The 14,793-nt window shown below is 33.5% G+C and carries 14 protein-coding genes; 13 read left to right on the forward strand and 1 reads right to left on the reverse strand.

Annotated features, from left to right (window positions below):
* Window positions 1-3: 3 nt before the first annotated feature.
* From ACSVH9_RS08770 to ACSVH9_RS08820, 11 genes are all read left to right on the forward strand, one after another.
* Window positions 4-1,605: a SulP family inorganic anion transporter gene (locus tag ACSVH9_RS08770; RefSeq protein WP_438063396.1), complete on the forward strand. Its 1,602-nt coding sequence runs from the start codon at window positions 4-6 to the stop codon at window positions 1,603-1,605.
* Window positions 1,606-1,718: 113 nt separating this feature from the next.
* Window positions 1,719-2,483 (forward strand): DUF2490 domain-containing protein, encoded by a 765-nt coding sequence (locus tag ACSVH9_RS08775; protein WP_438063397.1) that lies wholly within the window; start codon window positions 1,719-1,721, stop codon window positions 2,481-2,483.
* Between the two features lie 81 nt (window positions 2,484-2,564).
* Window positions 2,565-2,960, forward strand: coding sequence for a hypothetical protein (locus ACSVH9_RS08780; RefSeq protein ID WP_159686035.1), 396 nt, complete (start codon window positions 2,565-2,567; stop codon window positions 2,958-2,960).
* A 155-nt stretch (window positions 2,961-3,115) separates the two neighbouring features.
* Window positions 3,116-3,655, forward strand: a complete 540-nt coding sequence (locus ACSVH9_RS08785; RefSeq protein ID WP_159686032.1) for an IS1096 element passenger TnpR family protein — start codon at window positions 3,116-3,118, stop codon at window positions 3,653-3,655.
* Window positions 3,656-3,732: 77 nt separating this feature from the next.
* Window positions 3,733-4,092, forward strand: a complete 360-nt coding sequence (locus tag ACSVH9_RS08790; protein ID WP_438063398.1) for a four helix bundle protein — start codon at window positions 3,733-3,735, stop codon at window positions 4,090-4,092.
* A gap of 46 nt (window positions 4,093-4,138) precedes the next feature.
* On the forward strand, window positions 4,139-5,197 hold the full coding sequence (locus ACSVH9_RS08795; RefSeq protein ID WP_438063399.1) for a nucleoid-associated protein: 1,059 nt from the start codon (window positions 4,139-4,141) through the stop codon (window positions 5,195-5,197).
* A gap of 112 nt (window positions 5,198-5,309) precedes the next feature.
* Window positions 5,310-7,682 carry a GAF domain-containing protein gene (locus ACSVH9_RS08800; RefSeq protein ID WP_438063400.1) on the forward strand — a complete coding sequence of 791 codons (2,373 nt, stop codon included), beginning with the start codon at window positions 5,310-5,312 and terminating at the stop codon, window positions 7,680-7,682.
* 322 nt (window positions 7,683-8,004) lie between these two features.
* Window positions 8,005-8,427 (forward strand): energy transducer TonB, encoded by a 423-nt coding sequence (locus ACSVH9_RS08805; RefSeq protein ID WP_438063401.1) that lies wholly within the window; start codon window positions 8,005-8,007, stop codon window positions 8,425-8,427.
* Between the two features lie 161 nt (window positions 8,428-8,588).
* The gene (locus tag ACSVH9_RS08810) at window positions 8,589-9,533 is read left to right on the forward strand and encodes a hypothetical protein (protein WP_438063402.1); all 945 of its coding nucleotides are present in this window, start codon (window positions 8,589-8,591) and stop codon (window positions 9,531-9,533) included.
* 130 nt (window positions 9,534-9,663) lie between these two features.
* A complete protein-coding gene (locus ACSVH9_RS08815; RefSeq protein ID WP_438063403.1) occupies window positions 9,664-10,197 on the forward strand; it encodes a hypothetical protein in 534 nt (177 codons plus the stop codon).
* Between the two features lie 131 nt (window positions 10,198-10,328).
* Window positions 10,329-10,550 carry a DUF3784 domain-containing protein gene (locus ACSVH9_RS08820; protein WP_438063404.1) on the forward strand — a complete coding sequence of 74 codons (222 nt, stop codon included), beginning with the start codon at window positions 10,329-10,331 and terminating at the stop codon, window positions 10,548-10,550.
* A gap of 287 nt (window positions 10,551-10,837) precedes the next feature.
* Here the strand turns inward: ACSVH9_RS08820 and ACSVH9_RS08825 are convergent, their stop codons facing one another.
* Window positions 10,838-12,187, reverse strand: coding sequence for a Kelch repeat-containing protein (locus ACSVH9_RS08825; RefSeq protein WP_438063405.1), 1,350 nt, complete (start codon window positions 12,185-12,187; stop codon window positions 10,838-10,840).
* Between the two features lie 509 nt (window positions 12,188-12,696).
* Between ACSVH9_RS08825 and ACSVH9_RS08830 the strand changes: the two genes are divergently transcribed.
* Both ACSVH9_RS08830 and ACSVH9_RS08835 read left to right on the forward strand, forming a co-directional pair.
* Entirely contained in the window at window positions 12,697-13,722 is a 1,026-nt protein-coding gene (locus ACSVH9_RS08830; protein WP_438063406.1) for a hypothetical protein, read from the forward strand.
* A 323-nt stretch (window positions 13,723-14,045) separates the two neighbouring features.
* The gene (locus ACSVH9_RS08835) at window positions 14,046-14,783 is read left to right on the forward strand and encodes a carboxypeptidase-like regulatory domain-containing protein (protein WP_438063407.1); all 738 of its coding nucleotides are present in this window, start codon (window positions 14,046-14,048) and stop codon (window positions 14,781-14,783) included.
* Window positions 14,784-14,793 lie beyond the last annotated feature (10 nt).

A 14,793-nucleotide genomic window follows, 5' to 3' on the forward strand; every position in this document is an offset into this window, starting at 1 on the left:
AAAATGTCATTAAAAAATAAACTAAATATACCTGCAGATGGAATTGCGGGATTAAAAGAGAACTTTAAAACAGATGCAATTTCTGGTTTCATTGTATTTTTACTAGCGTTACCACTAAGTTTAGGTATTGCTAAAGCTTCTGAATTTCCTCCTGTAATGGGACTTCTAACTGCCATTATTGGGGGGTTAGTAGTAAGTTTGATGATGGGTTCAAAATTGACCATCAAAGGACCAGCCGCTGGACTTATTGTAATTGTTGCTGGTGCTGTTGCTGAATTTGGCAAAGGTGACCCAATAACAGGCTGGAAACTTGCCTTGGGCGCTATGGCAGTTGCTGGAGTAATTCAAATCCTTTTTGGCGTTTTGAAACTGGGTAAACTAGCCGATTTCTTCCCTCTTTCCGCTATTCACGGAATGCTTGCTGCCATTGGTATCATCATTATAGCCAAACAATTCCCAGTCTTACTTAATGACGACCCAAGTTTAGCCAAAGGAAAAGGACCTTTAGAACTGATTGCTAACATTCCGAATTTTATTATGAATCTAGACCCAAAAGCTACATTCATAGGTGTTGTTAGTTTAGCCATAATGTTAGGATGGCCTTACATCAAAAACAAAACAATCAAAATGATTCCTGCTCCATTGGTAGTCTTGCTTTTCGCAATTCCGTGTGAATTGTTCATGCATTTCAAAGAAACAGAACCAGCATATTCTTTAGTTAAAATTGGTAATTTCGTTGACAACATCAATATTAACATCAGCTTTGATGGTATTTCTCAAACAGGTTTATTCATAAAATATGTAATCATGTTTGCATTAGTTGGTACCATTGAATCTTTACTTACTGTAAAAGCAATTGATTTAATGGATCCTTACAAAAGAAAATCAAACATGAATCAAGATTTGATTGCTGTAGGTATCGGTAATACAATTGCAGCTATTTTTGGTGGTTTACCAATGATTTCTGAAGTAGCTCGTTCTTCTTCAAACGTAAATAATGGAGCTAAAACACGTTGGGCTAACTTTTTTCATGGTTTCTTTATATTATTATTTGTGCTTTTGGCAGCTCCAATTCTAGAAATGATTCCAAATGCAGCTTTGGCAGCTATGCTAATTACAGTTGGAATTAAATTAACACATCCAAGAGAATTTATCCATACTTTAAACATTGGTAAAGAACAATTAGCCATTTTCTTAATTACTATTTTCTTTACTCTTCATGAAGATTTATTGGTAGGAATTGCAGCAGGGATTTTATTAAAAATCTTCTTTCACTTAATTCATGGTGCTCCAATTAGCTCTTTATTCAAAGCTACTGCATTGGTTTCCTCAAACGGTGATGATTATTTAGTCGAGGTAGAAAAGTCGGCTATTTTTAGTAATTTTTTGGGAATCAAAAGTAGATTAGAAGCACTACCATCTGCTATGAATGTGACCATCGATTTTACAAAAACAAAACTAGTAGATCACTCGGTTATGGAAAACCTTCATCATTTTGAAAATGAATATGTAGCAAAAGGCGGAAAAGTAACCATAATTGGTTTAGATGATCACATCACATTCTCAGATCACAAATTGTCTTCTAGAATAAAAGGTCAAAAATAATTGTATTAAATCGTTTGATTTTAGTTAGTGTTGCGACTGTACTTCCCGCAAGAAAATACTTGTGGGAGTACTACTCGCATTCCTATATTCAAGAATATCTTCACTTTATAAAAATGAAAAAAAAAGTAATATCCCCAATACTATTAATGTCCCTTTTCCTGAATTTTACTGAAGTTTCTGCTCAAGTAAAATCTCAGAATAATGACATTTGGTTCCATTATTTTGGTAAAAACATGCTTACCAAAAAGACATCCGTTTCTTTTGAAGCCGTAATGCGCTATGCTAATGGCTTTAGTGAAAAACAACAATGGTTTGTTCGTCCATCTATAGATTACCAGTTTACCAAGAAATTTATGGGAAGCCTTGGTTACTCGCACTACAACACTTATTCTTATGGTGATCCAGCTATGAACAAAATTAGCATTCCCGAAAATCATGTTTGGATACAAGGTACATACAACATTATTTCTGGCGATTTTAAATTTGTCAATCGTTTAAGAGATGAATTTAGATATGTTGGCGTTGCGGTTGGACAAAAAGATCCCTTATCTGGTCAAACAGAATATTCTATAGACCATTATGATTACAGAAACCGCCTTCGTTATCTTTTCTTAGCCAACTATAATTTGACCAAAAAAGACGACAAGGTAAAACTCTTTACTTTTGTAGGTGATGAAGTTTTTATGAATATTGGCAGTAATGCTGGAGCTACCTTTTTAAATCAAAATAGAATTATTGGTGGTTTCGGCTATAATATCAATTCGCATCATCAAATTCAGTTCTCTTACATCCATCAACATATTTGGAATTACAAGAATACGATTCAAGAAGATAATCCAACCTTGAGAGTGTCTTACATTACCAATTTTAACTTATAATGGCTGTTATTTAAATTCGTTCTTTTTTTTCATCAACTAAAAAGTTGATACCTTTGAACCAATAACTTTTAAACAACAACCATGAAATCTTTAAAATTCTTACCTGTTTTGTTCTTCTTTTTGGTGGTTTCCAATTTGTCTGCACAAACTACTTTTGAAAAATGGCCTGCTATCAAAACCTTTCACGGAGTAATGTCACAAACTTTTCATCCTGCAGAAGAAGGTGATTTGAATCCTATTAAAACTCGCTCTGAAGAAATGGTTCAAAAAGCTGATGCGTTGTCAAAAGAAGCTATCCCAGCCGAATTCAAAACACCAGCAATCTTGGCTTCTATCAAAAAATTGCAAGAAGGTGCTAAAGGCTTGGACAAACTAGTAAAAGCCAAAGGTTCAGACGAAGCTACCCTAAAATCATTGACTGCATTACACGATGTATTCCATGAAATCGTAGGTTTGTGTTCTGAAGAGAAACACTAAAACTTCACAATTGATCATAGTAAAAGCTGTCTGTTATGGACAGCTTTTTTTGTTTTCGTAGCTTTTGAAAATAAAATCTTTTCAACAAAATAAGATTGCAAAAGAGTTTTCTAAAATTAAATTTTACCTTTGACGTTTCAACAAAAACAAAAATTATGGTTTATAAATTTAGAGTTATTCTAGATGCCGAAGAAGACATTTTTAGAGACATAGCAATACTTTCTGACGATACTTTAGAAGATTTACACAACGCTATTTTTAATGCATTTGGCTTTGATGGTATGGAAGTAGCTTCCTTTTATACCTGTGATGAAACTTGGAATCAAGAAGATGAAATTCCTTTGTTTGATACGGGAGATGTTCCTGGCGAGCAACGCACCATGAGCGATTACGCTTTATCGGATATCCTTGATGAAGCCAATACCAAAATCATCTATGTGTACGATTTCATCAACATGTGGACGTTCTTGGTTGAATTAGCCGCTATAGAAGAACCAGTTGCTGGTGGTACCTATCCAGAAACCTTATTCTCTCACGGTATTATGCCAGCAGAAGCCGGTGAAAAAAACTTTGAAGCCGATATGAATGATGACATCTACGGCGAATTCGAAGACGATCTTGACGAAGACGACCTAGACATGTTTAGTGGTGACGATAGCTTCGAAGACTACGGTTTCGAGGAGAATTGGAACTAATTTTTTTGAGAAGCTAAGTTTCTAAGTCACTGAGAAGCTAAGAAACATAGAATTTCAGCGAATTATAAACTAGTAAAATGAGTGATTTTAGAAAAATTTTAGTGTGGCAAAAAGCCATGGCATTAACTACAAAGATTTATAACAACTCTCAAAAATTTCCAAAAGAAGAGATTTTCGGTTTAACTTCTCAATTAAGACGATCTGCCATTTCAATTCCAAGTAATATTGCAGAAGGGATTGGTAGAGATAGTAAAAACGAACTCTTGAGGTTTCTTACTATTGCTATGGGATCTTTATTTGAATTGCAAACTCAACTGAAAATTGCAAAAAATATAAACTTTTTAAAAGAGGAAGAATTTAATAATATGTATGAGGATAGTAGAGAGATTGAAAGAATGTTGGTTGCATTCATAAAAAAAATAAAAGAAAGCAACTAAAATCTTAGCAACTTAGAAACTTAGTACCTCATCAACTCCAAAAAAAATGATCAACTTATTCAACACCCACATCGAAACGCTTTCCATACATCGTGTTGGAAACAAGAGTCGTAATGAAGCGATCTTCTTATCAGAACAACCTTTTAACCTCAACGATGAAATTGTTCCGTTGATTAAAGAATTCTTCTTGAAACCTTTTAGAGAAAAAGAAGAAAATTACTTTCAATTTGCACACGAAGTAGATTTGGATTACAACGACATGTTCAAATTTGCCACTCAAATTTTTGATAATCCAGGCAGTTTACACGAAGTTTCTAAACAAATCACACAACACTTGTTCGAGCAATCCAATCATCCGCACATCAAGAATGGCGAGGTGTATGTGGCGCATTTAACGAATGTTTCGATAGACAATAACATATTAGACGCTATTGGTATTTTTAAAAGCGAAATCCAATCCGACTTTTTACAATTTGAGGAAAAAGAAACGCATTTAGAGATGATTCTGCAACACGGCGTGAGCTTGAATAAACTCGACAAAGGTTGTTTGATTTTCAACCACAAAAAAGAAGAAGGCTACAAAATATTGACGGTAGACAGCAACCGTTATGATGCGCGCTACTGGTTGGAGCATTTCTTATCTGTAGATGCTTTTGAGGACGAAAACTTCATCACCAAAAAGTATTTGAAATTTTGTCAAAACTTTGCCAAAGACGTTGTTTTTCCTGCCGAAGACAAAAAAGAAGAAGTGATGTTCATGAACCGCTCGGTGAATTATTTTGCTAAAAATGACCAATTTGAAGAATCGAATTTCTTGAACGAGGTTATTGATAATCCCGATTTGATTCCTGAATTCAAAAACTATAAAGTAGACAAAGGAGAGAAATACAGCATCGAAGATGTGACCTCCTTCCCTATTGCCAATGCTGCCGTTTCAGACGCGAGAAAATCCATCAAAAACGTGATTAATCTTGATACACATATCCAAATCAAAATGGATTTTATCAATCCAGAAAGTGCCGAAAAATTTGTAGAAAAAGGCTGGGACGAAGAAAAACAAATGTATTACTACTTAGTATATTTCAACAAAGAAGAGAAAAACTAGATTTTTTTCAGACTTCAAAAATACTATCCTCAATTGCCCTTTGCAGTTGAGGATTTTTTTTGAGCCATAGCACACAAAGATTGCGTAAATTTGCATTCTTAAGCCTACGCAGATGAAAAGCATTACACTCAAAGAAAGTCCTTTCAAAACGCTCATTTCGTTTCATAAACTCATCGAATCTTTAGAAGAAATTGCGCAATCCGATGTGGATTACCGTTCCAACTATGCCAAAGCCTTACTCAAAGAAATCGAAGCTTTTCCTCAATTTCGAGACGGCATCGAGGATTTAAGCCTAATACAAGACAACGAAGCCTTAGTACGCAATTTACTCGCCGACTTGTTTCCTACCGCTTTAACCCAAAACGAAATCAAAGCGGTGGCCATTCCTTTTCAAAATCTGACCTTCAATTATACTGAACGTTTCAAAAAAATACTTCAGCACCAAGGATTTACGCCAGAATTCTCGATAAGAGATGTAGACGATGACCAATTGTATATTATGAATTGCGCCTTGATTCTCAATGAATTCTATGGTCAAAAAATCAACTTCAACCAACCTTTGTTTTTTGATATCCAAGACCAAAACGGTATTATGAATCATTATCGCATTTTGTATAATGCCGATTTTGTCGAAATCATTCCTACTGAGAAATCCTTGACTTTAACCCAAGAAGAAGTGCACGAATTGCTCGATAATTATGACAATATCGACCTTTGGAAAGCCAAATTCCCTAAAGAAAGCTGGATTCTCAAAGGCTTTGGAATTGTGTCTTTGTATGATGCCACGACCGAAAGCGCCATTTCGAATTTAAAAAGTAACCTTTTGAAGTCCGAAATCGAAAAGGCTGAATATGTTGATGAATTTGAAACCATTTTCCGTTCTGTATTTCGAATTCCTGAGCTAAGAGTGGGTTTCATTTTGTACAATCAAGAAGAAAACACCTTTGTAAAACCGCCTTATTCTGATGAGACCTTGTCGAGCTATTTGCTTTTTAACGAGCAAGAATTGAGTTGTTCCGACTCGCTGTTTAGCTGTTGTTTCGAAGAAGCCATCGCAGAAAAAAAATCGCTAATCATTGCTGATGTAGACCAATATTTACTGCAAACAGAAAATAAAGTCTTGTGTGAACATTTGCTTTCTCAAGGCATCAAAAGTGCCGTGTTTTCGCCTGTCATCAAAAATAATGTGTTGCTGGGTGTAATTGAACTCGTGGCACCAACGGCTAGAGTGCTCAACAGCCTCAATGCCGAAAAACTCGATTTGATTCTTCCGTATCTAATCGACACTATAGAACGTCACAATACCGATATTTTGCATCAGGTCGAAGCGGTGATTCAACGTGAGTATACCGCCATTCACCCGAGCGTGTATTGGAAATTTAGAAAAGAAGCTTACAAGTTCATTCAAACCAACAGTTTCAATAAAGAATATATTTTCAAGGAAATTGTATTCAAAGAAGTGTTTCCGTTGTACGGTCAAATCGACATCAAAGGCTCTTCCGTGCACCGTAACGAAGTAGTCAAAGAAGATTTGAAAAACCAATTAAAAACCTTGTTGGATATTTTTTCGCACCAAAAATCCAATCAGCATTTGTTGTTGCTCGAACAACGCCAATTCGAATTGCAGTCGTTTTACAACGAACTCGATGCGCCGCTCAAAGCCGACTCCGAGCAGCTGATTCAGAATTACATCGAAAACGAAATTCACCCCATTTTGAGAAACACCAAAATGGATTTTGATACCGAAAAAGTAGAAAGCAGCTACTTTGCGAGTTTGGACCCCAAAACAGGATTGTTTTACCACGCCCGCAAAAAGTTCGATAACGCCATGTCGATTATCAACAAAAAACTGGCCGCCGTGCTTGACAAAAAACAAGTCGAAGCACAGCAAATTTACCCACATTATTACGAACGCTTCAAAACCGATGGCGTAGAACACAACCTGTACATTGGCACCAGCATTGCGCCCACCCGAAGTTTCGACATGATGTATTTGCACAATTTGCGCCTTTGGCAATTGCAAACCCTTTGCGAAATGGAGCTGGAACACCACCAACTCAAAGCCACTTTGCCGTATGAACTCGATGTCACCTCGCTGATTTTGGTCTTTAGCGCCCCGCTTTCCATTCGTTTTCGCATGGACGAAAAACGTTTTGATGTAGACGGCACCTACAATGCCCGTTACGAAGTGGTCAAAAAACGCATCGACAAAGCCAACATCAAAGGCACCCAAGAGCGCATCACCCAAAAAGAAAAAATCACCATAGTGTACTCGCACAACAACGAAGAGCAAGAATACCTCAAATACATCAAGTACCTGCAATTCAAGAACATTCTTGAGCCCACCGTAGAGCAATTCGAGATAGAGGATTTACAAGGCGTTTCGGGTTTGCGCGCCCTACGTGTCAAGGTCAAAAACACCACCGAGAGCGACACTCCCGCCAAAACCTATTCTTACCAAGAACTCCTCGACGAAATCAAGTAATTTAGACAACATACCTATCCCAATTTAATTATTTTGGGCATGTCCCCCGCCAGACGTTTGGAATTCCACCACACCCAAAGTCCATGCGGGGGCCGGGCTGTACGCTATATCTCTTGGGGCGAACCCCGCCCCAAGAGGATGCCACTCCCATCCCTCATGCGAAGGTAGAAGTACGAAATTAGAAGTTAGAAGTTGAAAAAAGACAAATGGAAAGAAGCAAAACAGAAGGCTATATTTCAGAAAAATTTTATAATTTTTGAAGGAAAAGGAATATATTTGGGAAAGAAAAAAGACTAATATTAGAGACCTTAATACTATTTCTATGGAATTAAACCACAAACAAAAATCAAAACTCATTTTGAAAAATTTATTATCTATTTTTATTTTCAGCATTTCATTTTTCGCACAAAGTCAGGAAAAAAAGCTAGATTCAATTTACAATTACGAAGATGTTACTTTAAAACCAAGCTTCTCGGGCGGAATCGAAAAGTTCTACAAATTCATAGGAAAACATTATCAAATTCCTGAAAAACTAAATACAAAGGTGAAAGTCCTCACCGAATTTGTTATCGAAAAGGATGGTTCAATATCAAATATCACTATTGTGGAAGACCCAGGTTACGGCACCGGTGAAGAAGCAATAAAAGCTTTAAAAAAATCACCAAAATGGAATCCAGGAGAAAAAGATGGAGTTTCAGTTAGAACAAAATACAAACTCCCCATAACTTTACACAATGCAGATTAACAATACTTAAAAACTACTACAACGGATTTGGTCATTTGGCTTAAAGCAAAAATGGTTTTGTATTTGGAAGATTTGGCAAATCCGTAAGATAACGCTGATTTAATCCCAAACTGCTTGTAGCGCGAGAACGATGTGCGAAATTAAAAACCAAAATACTACAAATGAATAAATTAGCACTATTTATTATATTAACAACGATAACTTTTGCAAATGCCCAAAGTAAATTTACGATAATTACAAAAGAAAATTCTAATTTACCCGATAATGATTTATGGTCAATTTGCAAAAATGATAATACAAATATTTGGATTGGAAGCGCAAATTCAGGAGTAATAGAATACGATAATACGAATTATAGTAGATTAAATAAAAATGAAATATTTGGTCGCTCAAAAATAACTTTTATTTTCAAAGACAATAAAGGTAATACTTGGTTTTCATTATGGAAACCAGATAAACTTGTCAAATTTGATGGCTCTAAAATTGAGTTAGTTGAAAATAAATTTATTAGTAATAAAAGTATAATAGAAATTTGTGAAGATAAATATGGAAATGTTTATTTTGGAGGAGATAATATATTAGCAAAGTTTGATGGAGATAAATGGAGTGAAATAAAATCACCTTCAAGCGAGATTGTTATTAGGTCTATAGATATTAATAAAGATAATGAAATTGCAATAGGACATAATAATGGATTGTTGATATTTAAAAATGACAAATGGTCAAAATATACAACTGAAAACTCTGAATTACAATTAAGTGTTGTTAGAGCTGTAAAATTTACAAACGACAATAAATTGTTAATTGGTTATGGTGGTGGACTAGGGAAAGGTGGTTTATCATTACTTGAAAATAAAAATTGGAAACATTATAACAAATCTAACTCAAAAATTCTTGACCATACTGTTAGTGATATTGAAGTTGATAAAGACGGTCTTTATTGGTTAGCAACAAATAATGGATTGACAAAATTTAAAAATGATGATGTTGTTGAAACATTAATTTTTAGAGAAGGTAATTATCACAATACAATTATGGATATTACAATTCAAGGAAATAATATTTGGTTAGCAACAACACAAGGAATAATAAAAATAGAAAATTAGCTTCGAATAACACACACTACAAACAATTTGATTATTATGCTTAATTTGAAATTGGTTTTGTATTTGGATGATTTGGCTATCCTGCTGTAGTAACAAAACGTTAGAACTCATTATAAATTCACTATATAAAATGGAAGATTTAAATTTTAAATTATTACTAGATAAAGTATCAACCCAAATTGAAGGAAGTGAATGGTTAAAAAACTTGAGTGATGAACATCATGATTCTTTCACTGATTTTTCAATCATCGAAGGAATAATTATTAGAGGTCATATCTTAGTAGAAAAATCCTTAGTCAAATCAATATCCGAAGCGATATACAGAAATGACGAATTTTATCCTGAAAAATTATCATTCTCACAAAAAGTTACAATAGCAAGAATGTTGGGTATTTCTGTATTTGTAAAGAAAGAAGTTAATGCATTAAATAAATTAAGGAATCAAATTGCACACACACTAGAATTCGATGAGCAATATATAGACGAAATTATCAACGGAATAAAAAAGAAAGATTTGGAAAATAAATATCCTAAAAATAGGATACAAAGTCTCAAAATGGCAATTTCATTTATTTGTTTTACGATTTCGGTTGAGAGTCAATATTCTCAACTTGGACAAGCAATGAAAGGTATAGATTATTTGAAAAAACTGGAATCAAAATAACCGCCCCCGCTCCCCAAAGTCTAACAAATTCATCACACTCGCTCTACGAATGTCTCCGACTTCGCAGCATTGTAGTTTCAGATTATTTTGAGTACTTTAACCTAACAAAATAGCACCCTAACTAGTAAAAAATGATTGGAATAGCGATACTTTTTATAATTTTCGGCTTCTTAATTAAATACAGAAAAATGTATTTTTTAATTGCTGGTTATAACACTATGTCAAAAGAAGAAAAAGAAAAGATTGACATTAAAGGAATTGCGGCTTTATATAAAAATGTGCTGTTTGGAATGGCTTTAACGATTATAATTGGGTATTTCATCGCAAAAAGTATTGAAAATTCAAGTATTTAAAACATTGCTTTTTTTGCTGCAATTATAATCGGTGTACCTTATTTATTGATTGCATCAAATTCTAAAAAGTACAAAATTCGTTCCTAAAGACGAACTAATTTGACACGCCCGCTCTGCAAATATTTCCAACTTCGCAGAGGAAAATATATTTAGAACTAGGTATATTTTGGAATATAAATTTTATAAGGACTAATTAATTTTAAAGTAAGTTTACTTCACTTTTATATTTGAAAATTATATTTCAAGAATGTGTAGCAAAACCATATGGATTCTTTTCAAACTACAATTTATAAAATTGCCGTTCTGTTTGGTTTTGTATTTTTAAATTCATTGCTATCAATACTGAAAAGATTGGGAGAAGGAAACTTTGAAAAATAATTTTCAATATACCCACCTAACAAATATAGTTTGTCATTATAAAAAAATAGTTTAGAGGCTTGCATTGGCAAATCAATTAAGTATTCTTTTAATTCTTTTGTGTTGGTATTGTAAGTATATATTTTCCCGTTTTCAAATAAGTAAACCAAATCATCATTAAAGGTAATTGCAGGATTATTTAGTGTACAAAACAAGTTACCTTCTGTTTTCCATTTTTCGGTAACTAAATCAAAACTTTCTATAGCTGACAATGGCTTTCCATTAAAACCCCCAAATAAATAGATTTTGTTTTTAATCAAAATTCCAGAGGTTTCTTTAGCTATTGGCATTGCTGATAATTCGTACCAATACCCAGAACTTAAATCATATAAATGAACTTTATCAGAGTACTTCTTTTTTCCATTATCACTCATTTTTACGGATCCTCCCATAACAATTAAAGAATTATTATAGGTAAAAGAAGCAAATGATGCAGCTTGATGAGGATTCGTATTGTCGATGGTAATGGTTTGTTTGTTTAAATCAAGTACTTCCATTTTATCATCTAAATATTCAAAAATACCATTTACAGAAACTCTTTTTCCTCCAAATACAAAAATCTTGTCGTTGTATTCATTTAGATTATGAAAGGCTCGCTTTCTAAACTTTAATAAAGAAGTCTCCCACTGATTGGTATTTATATCATAAACCATTAGGTTGCCGTTGTACATTTGCCCTGAAAACTGAAATTTAAGTTCTCTAATGTATTCCTCCATTGTTGGATCTACCTTTTCATATTGTACTTTTTTCCAAGCATCAGTTGTAAACGAAGCATCACCACCAATCACATAAATTTTATTCTCTTTTAAAACTGCACCAAAATTTGAAAGTGGATATTTTTGAGGAGCTAATTTTGAATAAGAAATTTTTAATTTTAATTGTTTATTTGAGGAATAGCTAAGAGTAATACTGTCTAAGAGTTCTATTTTTTCATCTAGAAAAACCTTAAAATCATAATCTTTCAACTCCTTGTAGGTAATTCTTTTTGAGACATAACTCATATGAGAAAAGTAAAGAGTATCATTTTCTTCAAGTTTTATGTTTCTTTTTAGATCGAATTTACCTTTTTCATCGGTTATAATACTCTTATCATACAGTTTCAAAGTGAGATTAACATCTGCAATTGGTAAGTTATTTTTTTTGTCAATTACAGTGCCGATGCTACTTTGTGCAACTGAAAAAACAGGAAATACTATTAAAAATAAAACTACTTTTTTCAAAATTTAAGTTTCTTATGAGGATTACAAAAAGACTAAAATTAATACTATTTTTTAGAACCATAACAAAACTCCACACCCCAAAGACTAACTAATTCGGAACTCGCCATTGACATATTTCATTGACTTGTCACAACTTTGTTACGTTTGTGATATGTGAAAATATCAAAAGTCTCCTAGATTGTATCGTTGCGGATTATGGGATACAATTTTTACAAACACATACAACTTATTAAAAAACAAACATATACATAAAAGCCAGCAGACTTTTATTACATTTACGTAGTTGAAAAAACATTTAAGTTAACAACAAGTCGTGAGGCTTCGAAAAAAAATGGCACTAATCTCTAAATTTAATTTCACAACTATTAGATTAATATAAAACCTTATCCAAATCACTGACTATCAAACTAATTGACCACATTACATAGAAAAACAATAGGTATTTATACTTGTATTTAATACGCATTTAATTTTATAAATTACATTAACTAATCCAAAAAATAAAAACTATGAAAGCAAAATTACTATTCATGCTATTGTGTTTACTAAACAGTTACTATTCAAATGCTCAAAGTGTACCACCACCAAAAAATATTTTTGTAGGCAGTATGACAATTTTTGGTGAAATTGATGATGATTCAACAATTTTCATCGACCTTGGTGATGGAACAAAACCAATAAGTGTTAATGCGAATGCAAATAAGTTTTTCATCTATGAATCACCTACCTTATTTAAGGTTGGTTCAACAATAAATATTTATTCGAAAAATAGTAATGGTGTCGAGTCAATTAAAATAACCAAAAAGGTATTGTCTGCTGATGAATTAAAAACAAATTATGAAACTATAAAAGAATCTGCAGTCCAAAGAATTTTGTTTTTAGAAAAAGAAAAGAAAAAAATTGAAGAAGAAAATGAAAAAAAAGAAAAAGCAAGGATTGAGGAATTAGCAATAGCACTCAAAGCTAACGGATACAAAATTGAAAAAATCAATGATTTCGATTCAAGTCTTGGAAAAGAAGTGTCAAAAGTAGATGAATATAAGGCAGAAAAAATGGCATTAAAAAACACAACCCTTATATATGGTTCACAAATATTATCAACAAATTTTACAATACCATTGGTCAGATTCAATTTTGTCAAAGGGGATAGTCAAAAACAAGGTGACATACTTCTCTTTAATTCAATTGGTGCTGGTGTAGGATACTATTGGGGACAACTAGAAAGAACAAGAGATAACACAGGTGAAATTATTGATGAAGAGTTCAGAAATAGATTTGGAATTAATCTTGGATTCTTATTTTCTGCAGGTACTGGTGATGACACTAAAAACGTTTTTGCCCCAGTACTTAATTTTGCTATTTTAGATTTCCAGATAGGAATTGGAACTGAATTAGGTACAAGAGGAGTTAACCAAAAAAGAGAATTTCTAACATTATCATATGCAATTCCAGTATATAAATTATTTAAAAAAGGCTATAAAATATATGCTTTGGAACCTGCACCTAACGAAATGATACAAAAATCATTAAATTGATCAACTAATAGCTATTTTAAATAAAACAATGGGGTTTGACTTTTAAATTAAAGTTGAACCCTTTTTCAGATACTGTCAAGAAGCACTTAAGATTCATTCTCTCTGATGTCCAACAAATTCTTTACTCCTGCATTGGGAATTCCTACGACTTCGCAGTTTTATAGTTGCGTTTTGTAATCCGTGCAAGTGTCAAAAGTATTCCGACTTTTTATTGTTATTGGTTATTGGATACACTTTTAATCATTCCATAACATCTTAAATTCTAAGTACATAAATAAAAAAAAACTTTTAGTAGCTTTACATATCACAAAAAAGATAGATAAATGAAAAACATCCTTTTTCCCCTTGTAACTATAGTCGCTGTCTTGCTTTTCTCTTGCAGCAACAACGATAACGAACCTACACCCACTTCAAAAGCAGCTATTTCGGGTTCCGTAATTCTTTATGATGAAGGAACAACGCTTTTGGACAAATCGAATATGAATGTTAAGGTCTTAGAAACAACTCCTTTGATTCAAACTACTACTACCACTGAGGGAAAATTTGTGCTTCCAGAAGTGCCCTTTGGTACCTACACTCTAGAATACTCCAAAGCGGGATTTGGAAGTTATAAAAAAACTGGTGTGGTACACGGAACCAACGGGCAAGCCACTGCCATTAGTACTATTCCCTCCTTAGGACAGCTGTCTACTACTACCGTAACAAACGTAACGGCTGCTGTTTTGAACAATCAAGTAAAGTTATCCATTACCACAAACCCCGCAGGAAATACAGCCAACCGTCGTTATGTACGTTATTTTTTATCCACCAGTTCACAAGTAAGTGCTACCAATTACACTTATTTTTCTGCTGTATTTGTGGCGCAAATTAATCCTTTTGAAAAAACCATCACCCAAACCGAACTACTTTCTGCTGGCTTTACATCGGGTCAACAAGTGTATGTGAGAGCCTACGGAGATTCGTTTTGGGACAATGCCTATGATGACCCAGCCATAAGTAAAAGAATATTTCCAAATCTAAATGGTACGACTGTTGCCGCCACTTCATTTGTGGTGCCGTAAATCCTCCATT

The organism is Flavobacterium sp. RSSB_23 (assembly GCF_051547145.1).
Taxonomy (GTDB): domain Bacteria; phylum Bacteroidota; class Bacteroidia; order Flavobacteriales; family Flavobacteriaceae; genus Flavobacterium.

Coding starts and splice junctions, on each gene's coding strand:
- ACSVH9_RS08770 (WP_438063396.1), top strand. CDS start 4: ATGTCATTAAAAAATAAACTAAATATACCTGCAGATGGAATTGCGGGA.
- ACSVH9_RS08775 (WP_438063397.1), top strand. CDS start 1,719: ATGAAAAAAAAAGTAATATCCCCAATACTATTAATGTCCCTTTTCCTG.
- ACSVH9_RS08780 (WP_159686035.1), top strand. CDS start 2,565: ATGAAATCTTTAAAATTCTTACCTGTTTTGTTCTTCTTTTTGGTGGTT.
- ACSVH9_RS08785 (WP_159686032.1), top strand. CDS start 3,116: ATGGTTTATAAATTTAGAGTTATTCTAGATGCCGAAGAAGACATTTTT.
- ACSVH9_RS08790 (WP_438063398.1), top strand. CDS start 3,733: ATGAGTGATTTTAGAAAAATTTTAGTGTGGCAAAAAGCCATGGCATTA.
- ACSVH9_RS08795 (WP_438063399.1), top strand. CDS start 4,139: ATGATCAACTTATTCAACACCCACATCGAAACGCTTTCCATACATCGT.
- ACSVH9_RS08800 (WP_438063400.1), top strand. CDS start 5,310: ATGAAAAGCATTACACTCAAAGAAAGTCCTTTCAAAACGCTCATTTCG.
- ACSVH9_RS08805 (WP_438063401.1), top strand. CDS start 8,005: ATGGAATTAAACCACAAACAAAAATCAAAACTCATTTTGAAAAATTTA.
- ACSVH9_RS08810 (WP_438063402.1), top strand. CDS start 8,589: ATGAATAAATTAGCACTATTTATTATATTAACAACGATAACTTTTGCA.
- ACSVH9_RS08815 (WP_438063403.1), top strand. CDS start 9,664: ATGGAAGATTTAAATTTTAAATTATTACTAGATAAAGTATCAACCCAA.
- ACSVH9_RS08820 (WP_438063404.1), top strand. CDS start 10,329: ATGATTGGAATAGCGATACTTTTTATAATTTTCGGCTTCTTAATTAAA.
- ACSVH9_RS08830 (WP_438063406.1), top strand. CDS start 12,697: ATGAAAGCAAAATTACTATTCATGCTATTGTGTTTACTAAACAGTTAC.
- ACSVH9_RS08835 (WP_438063407.1), top strand. CDS start 14,046: ATGAAAAACATCCTTTTTCCCCTTGTAACTATAGTCGCTGTCTTGCTT.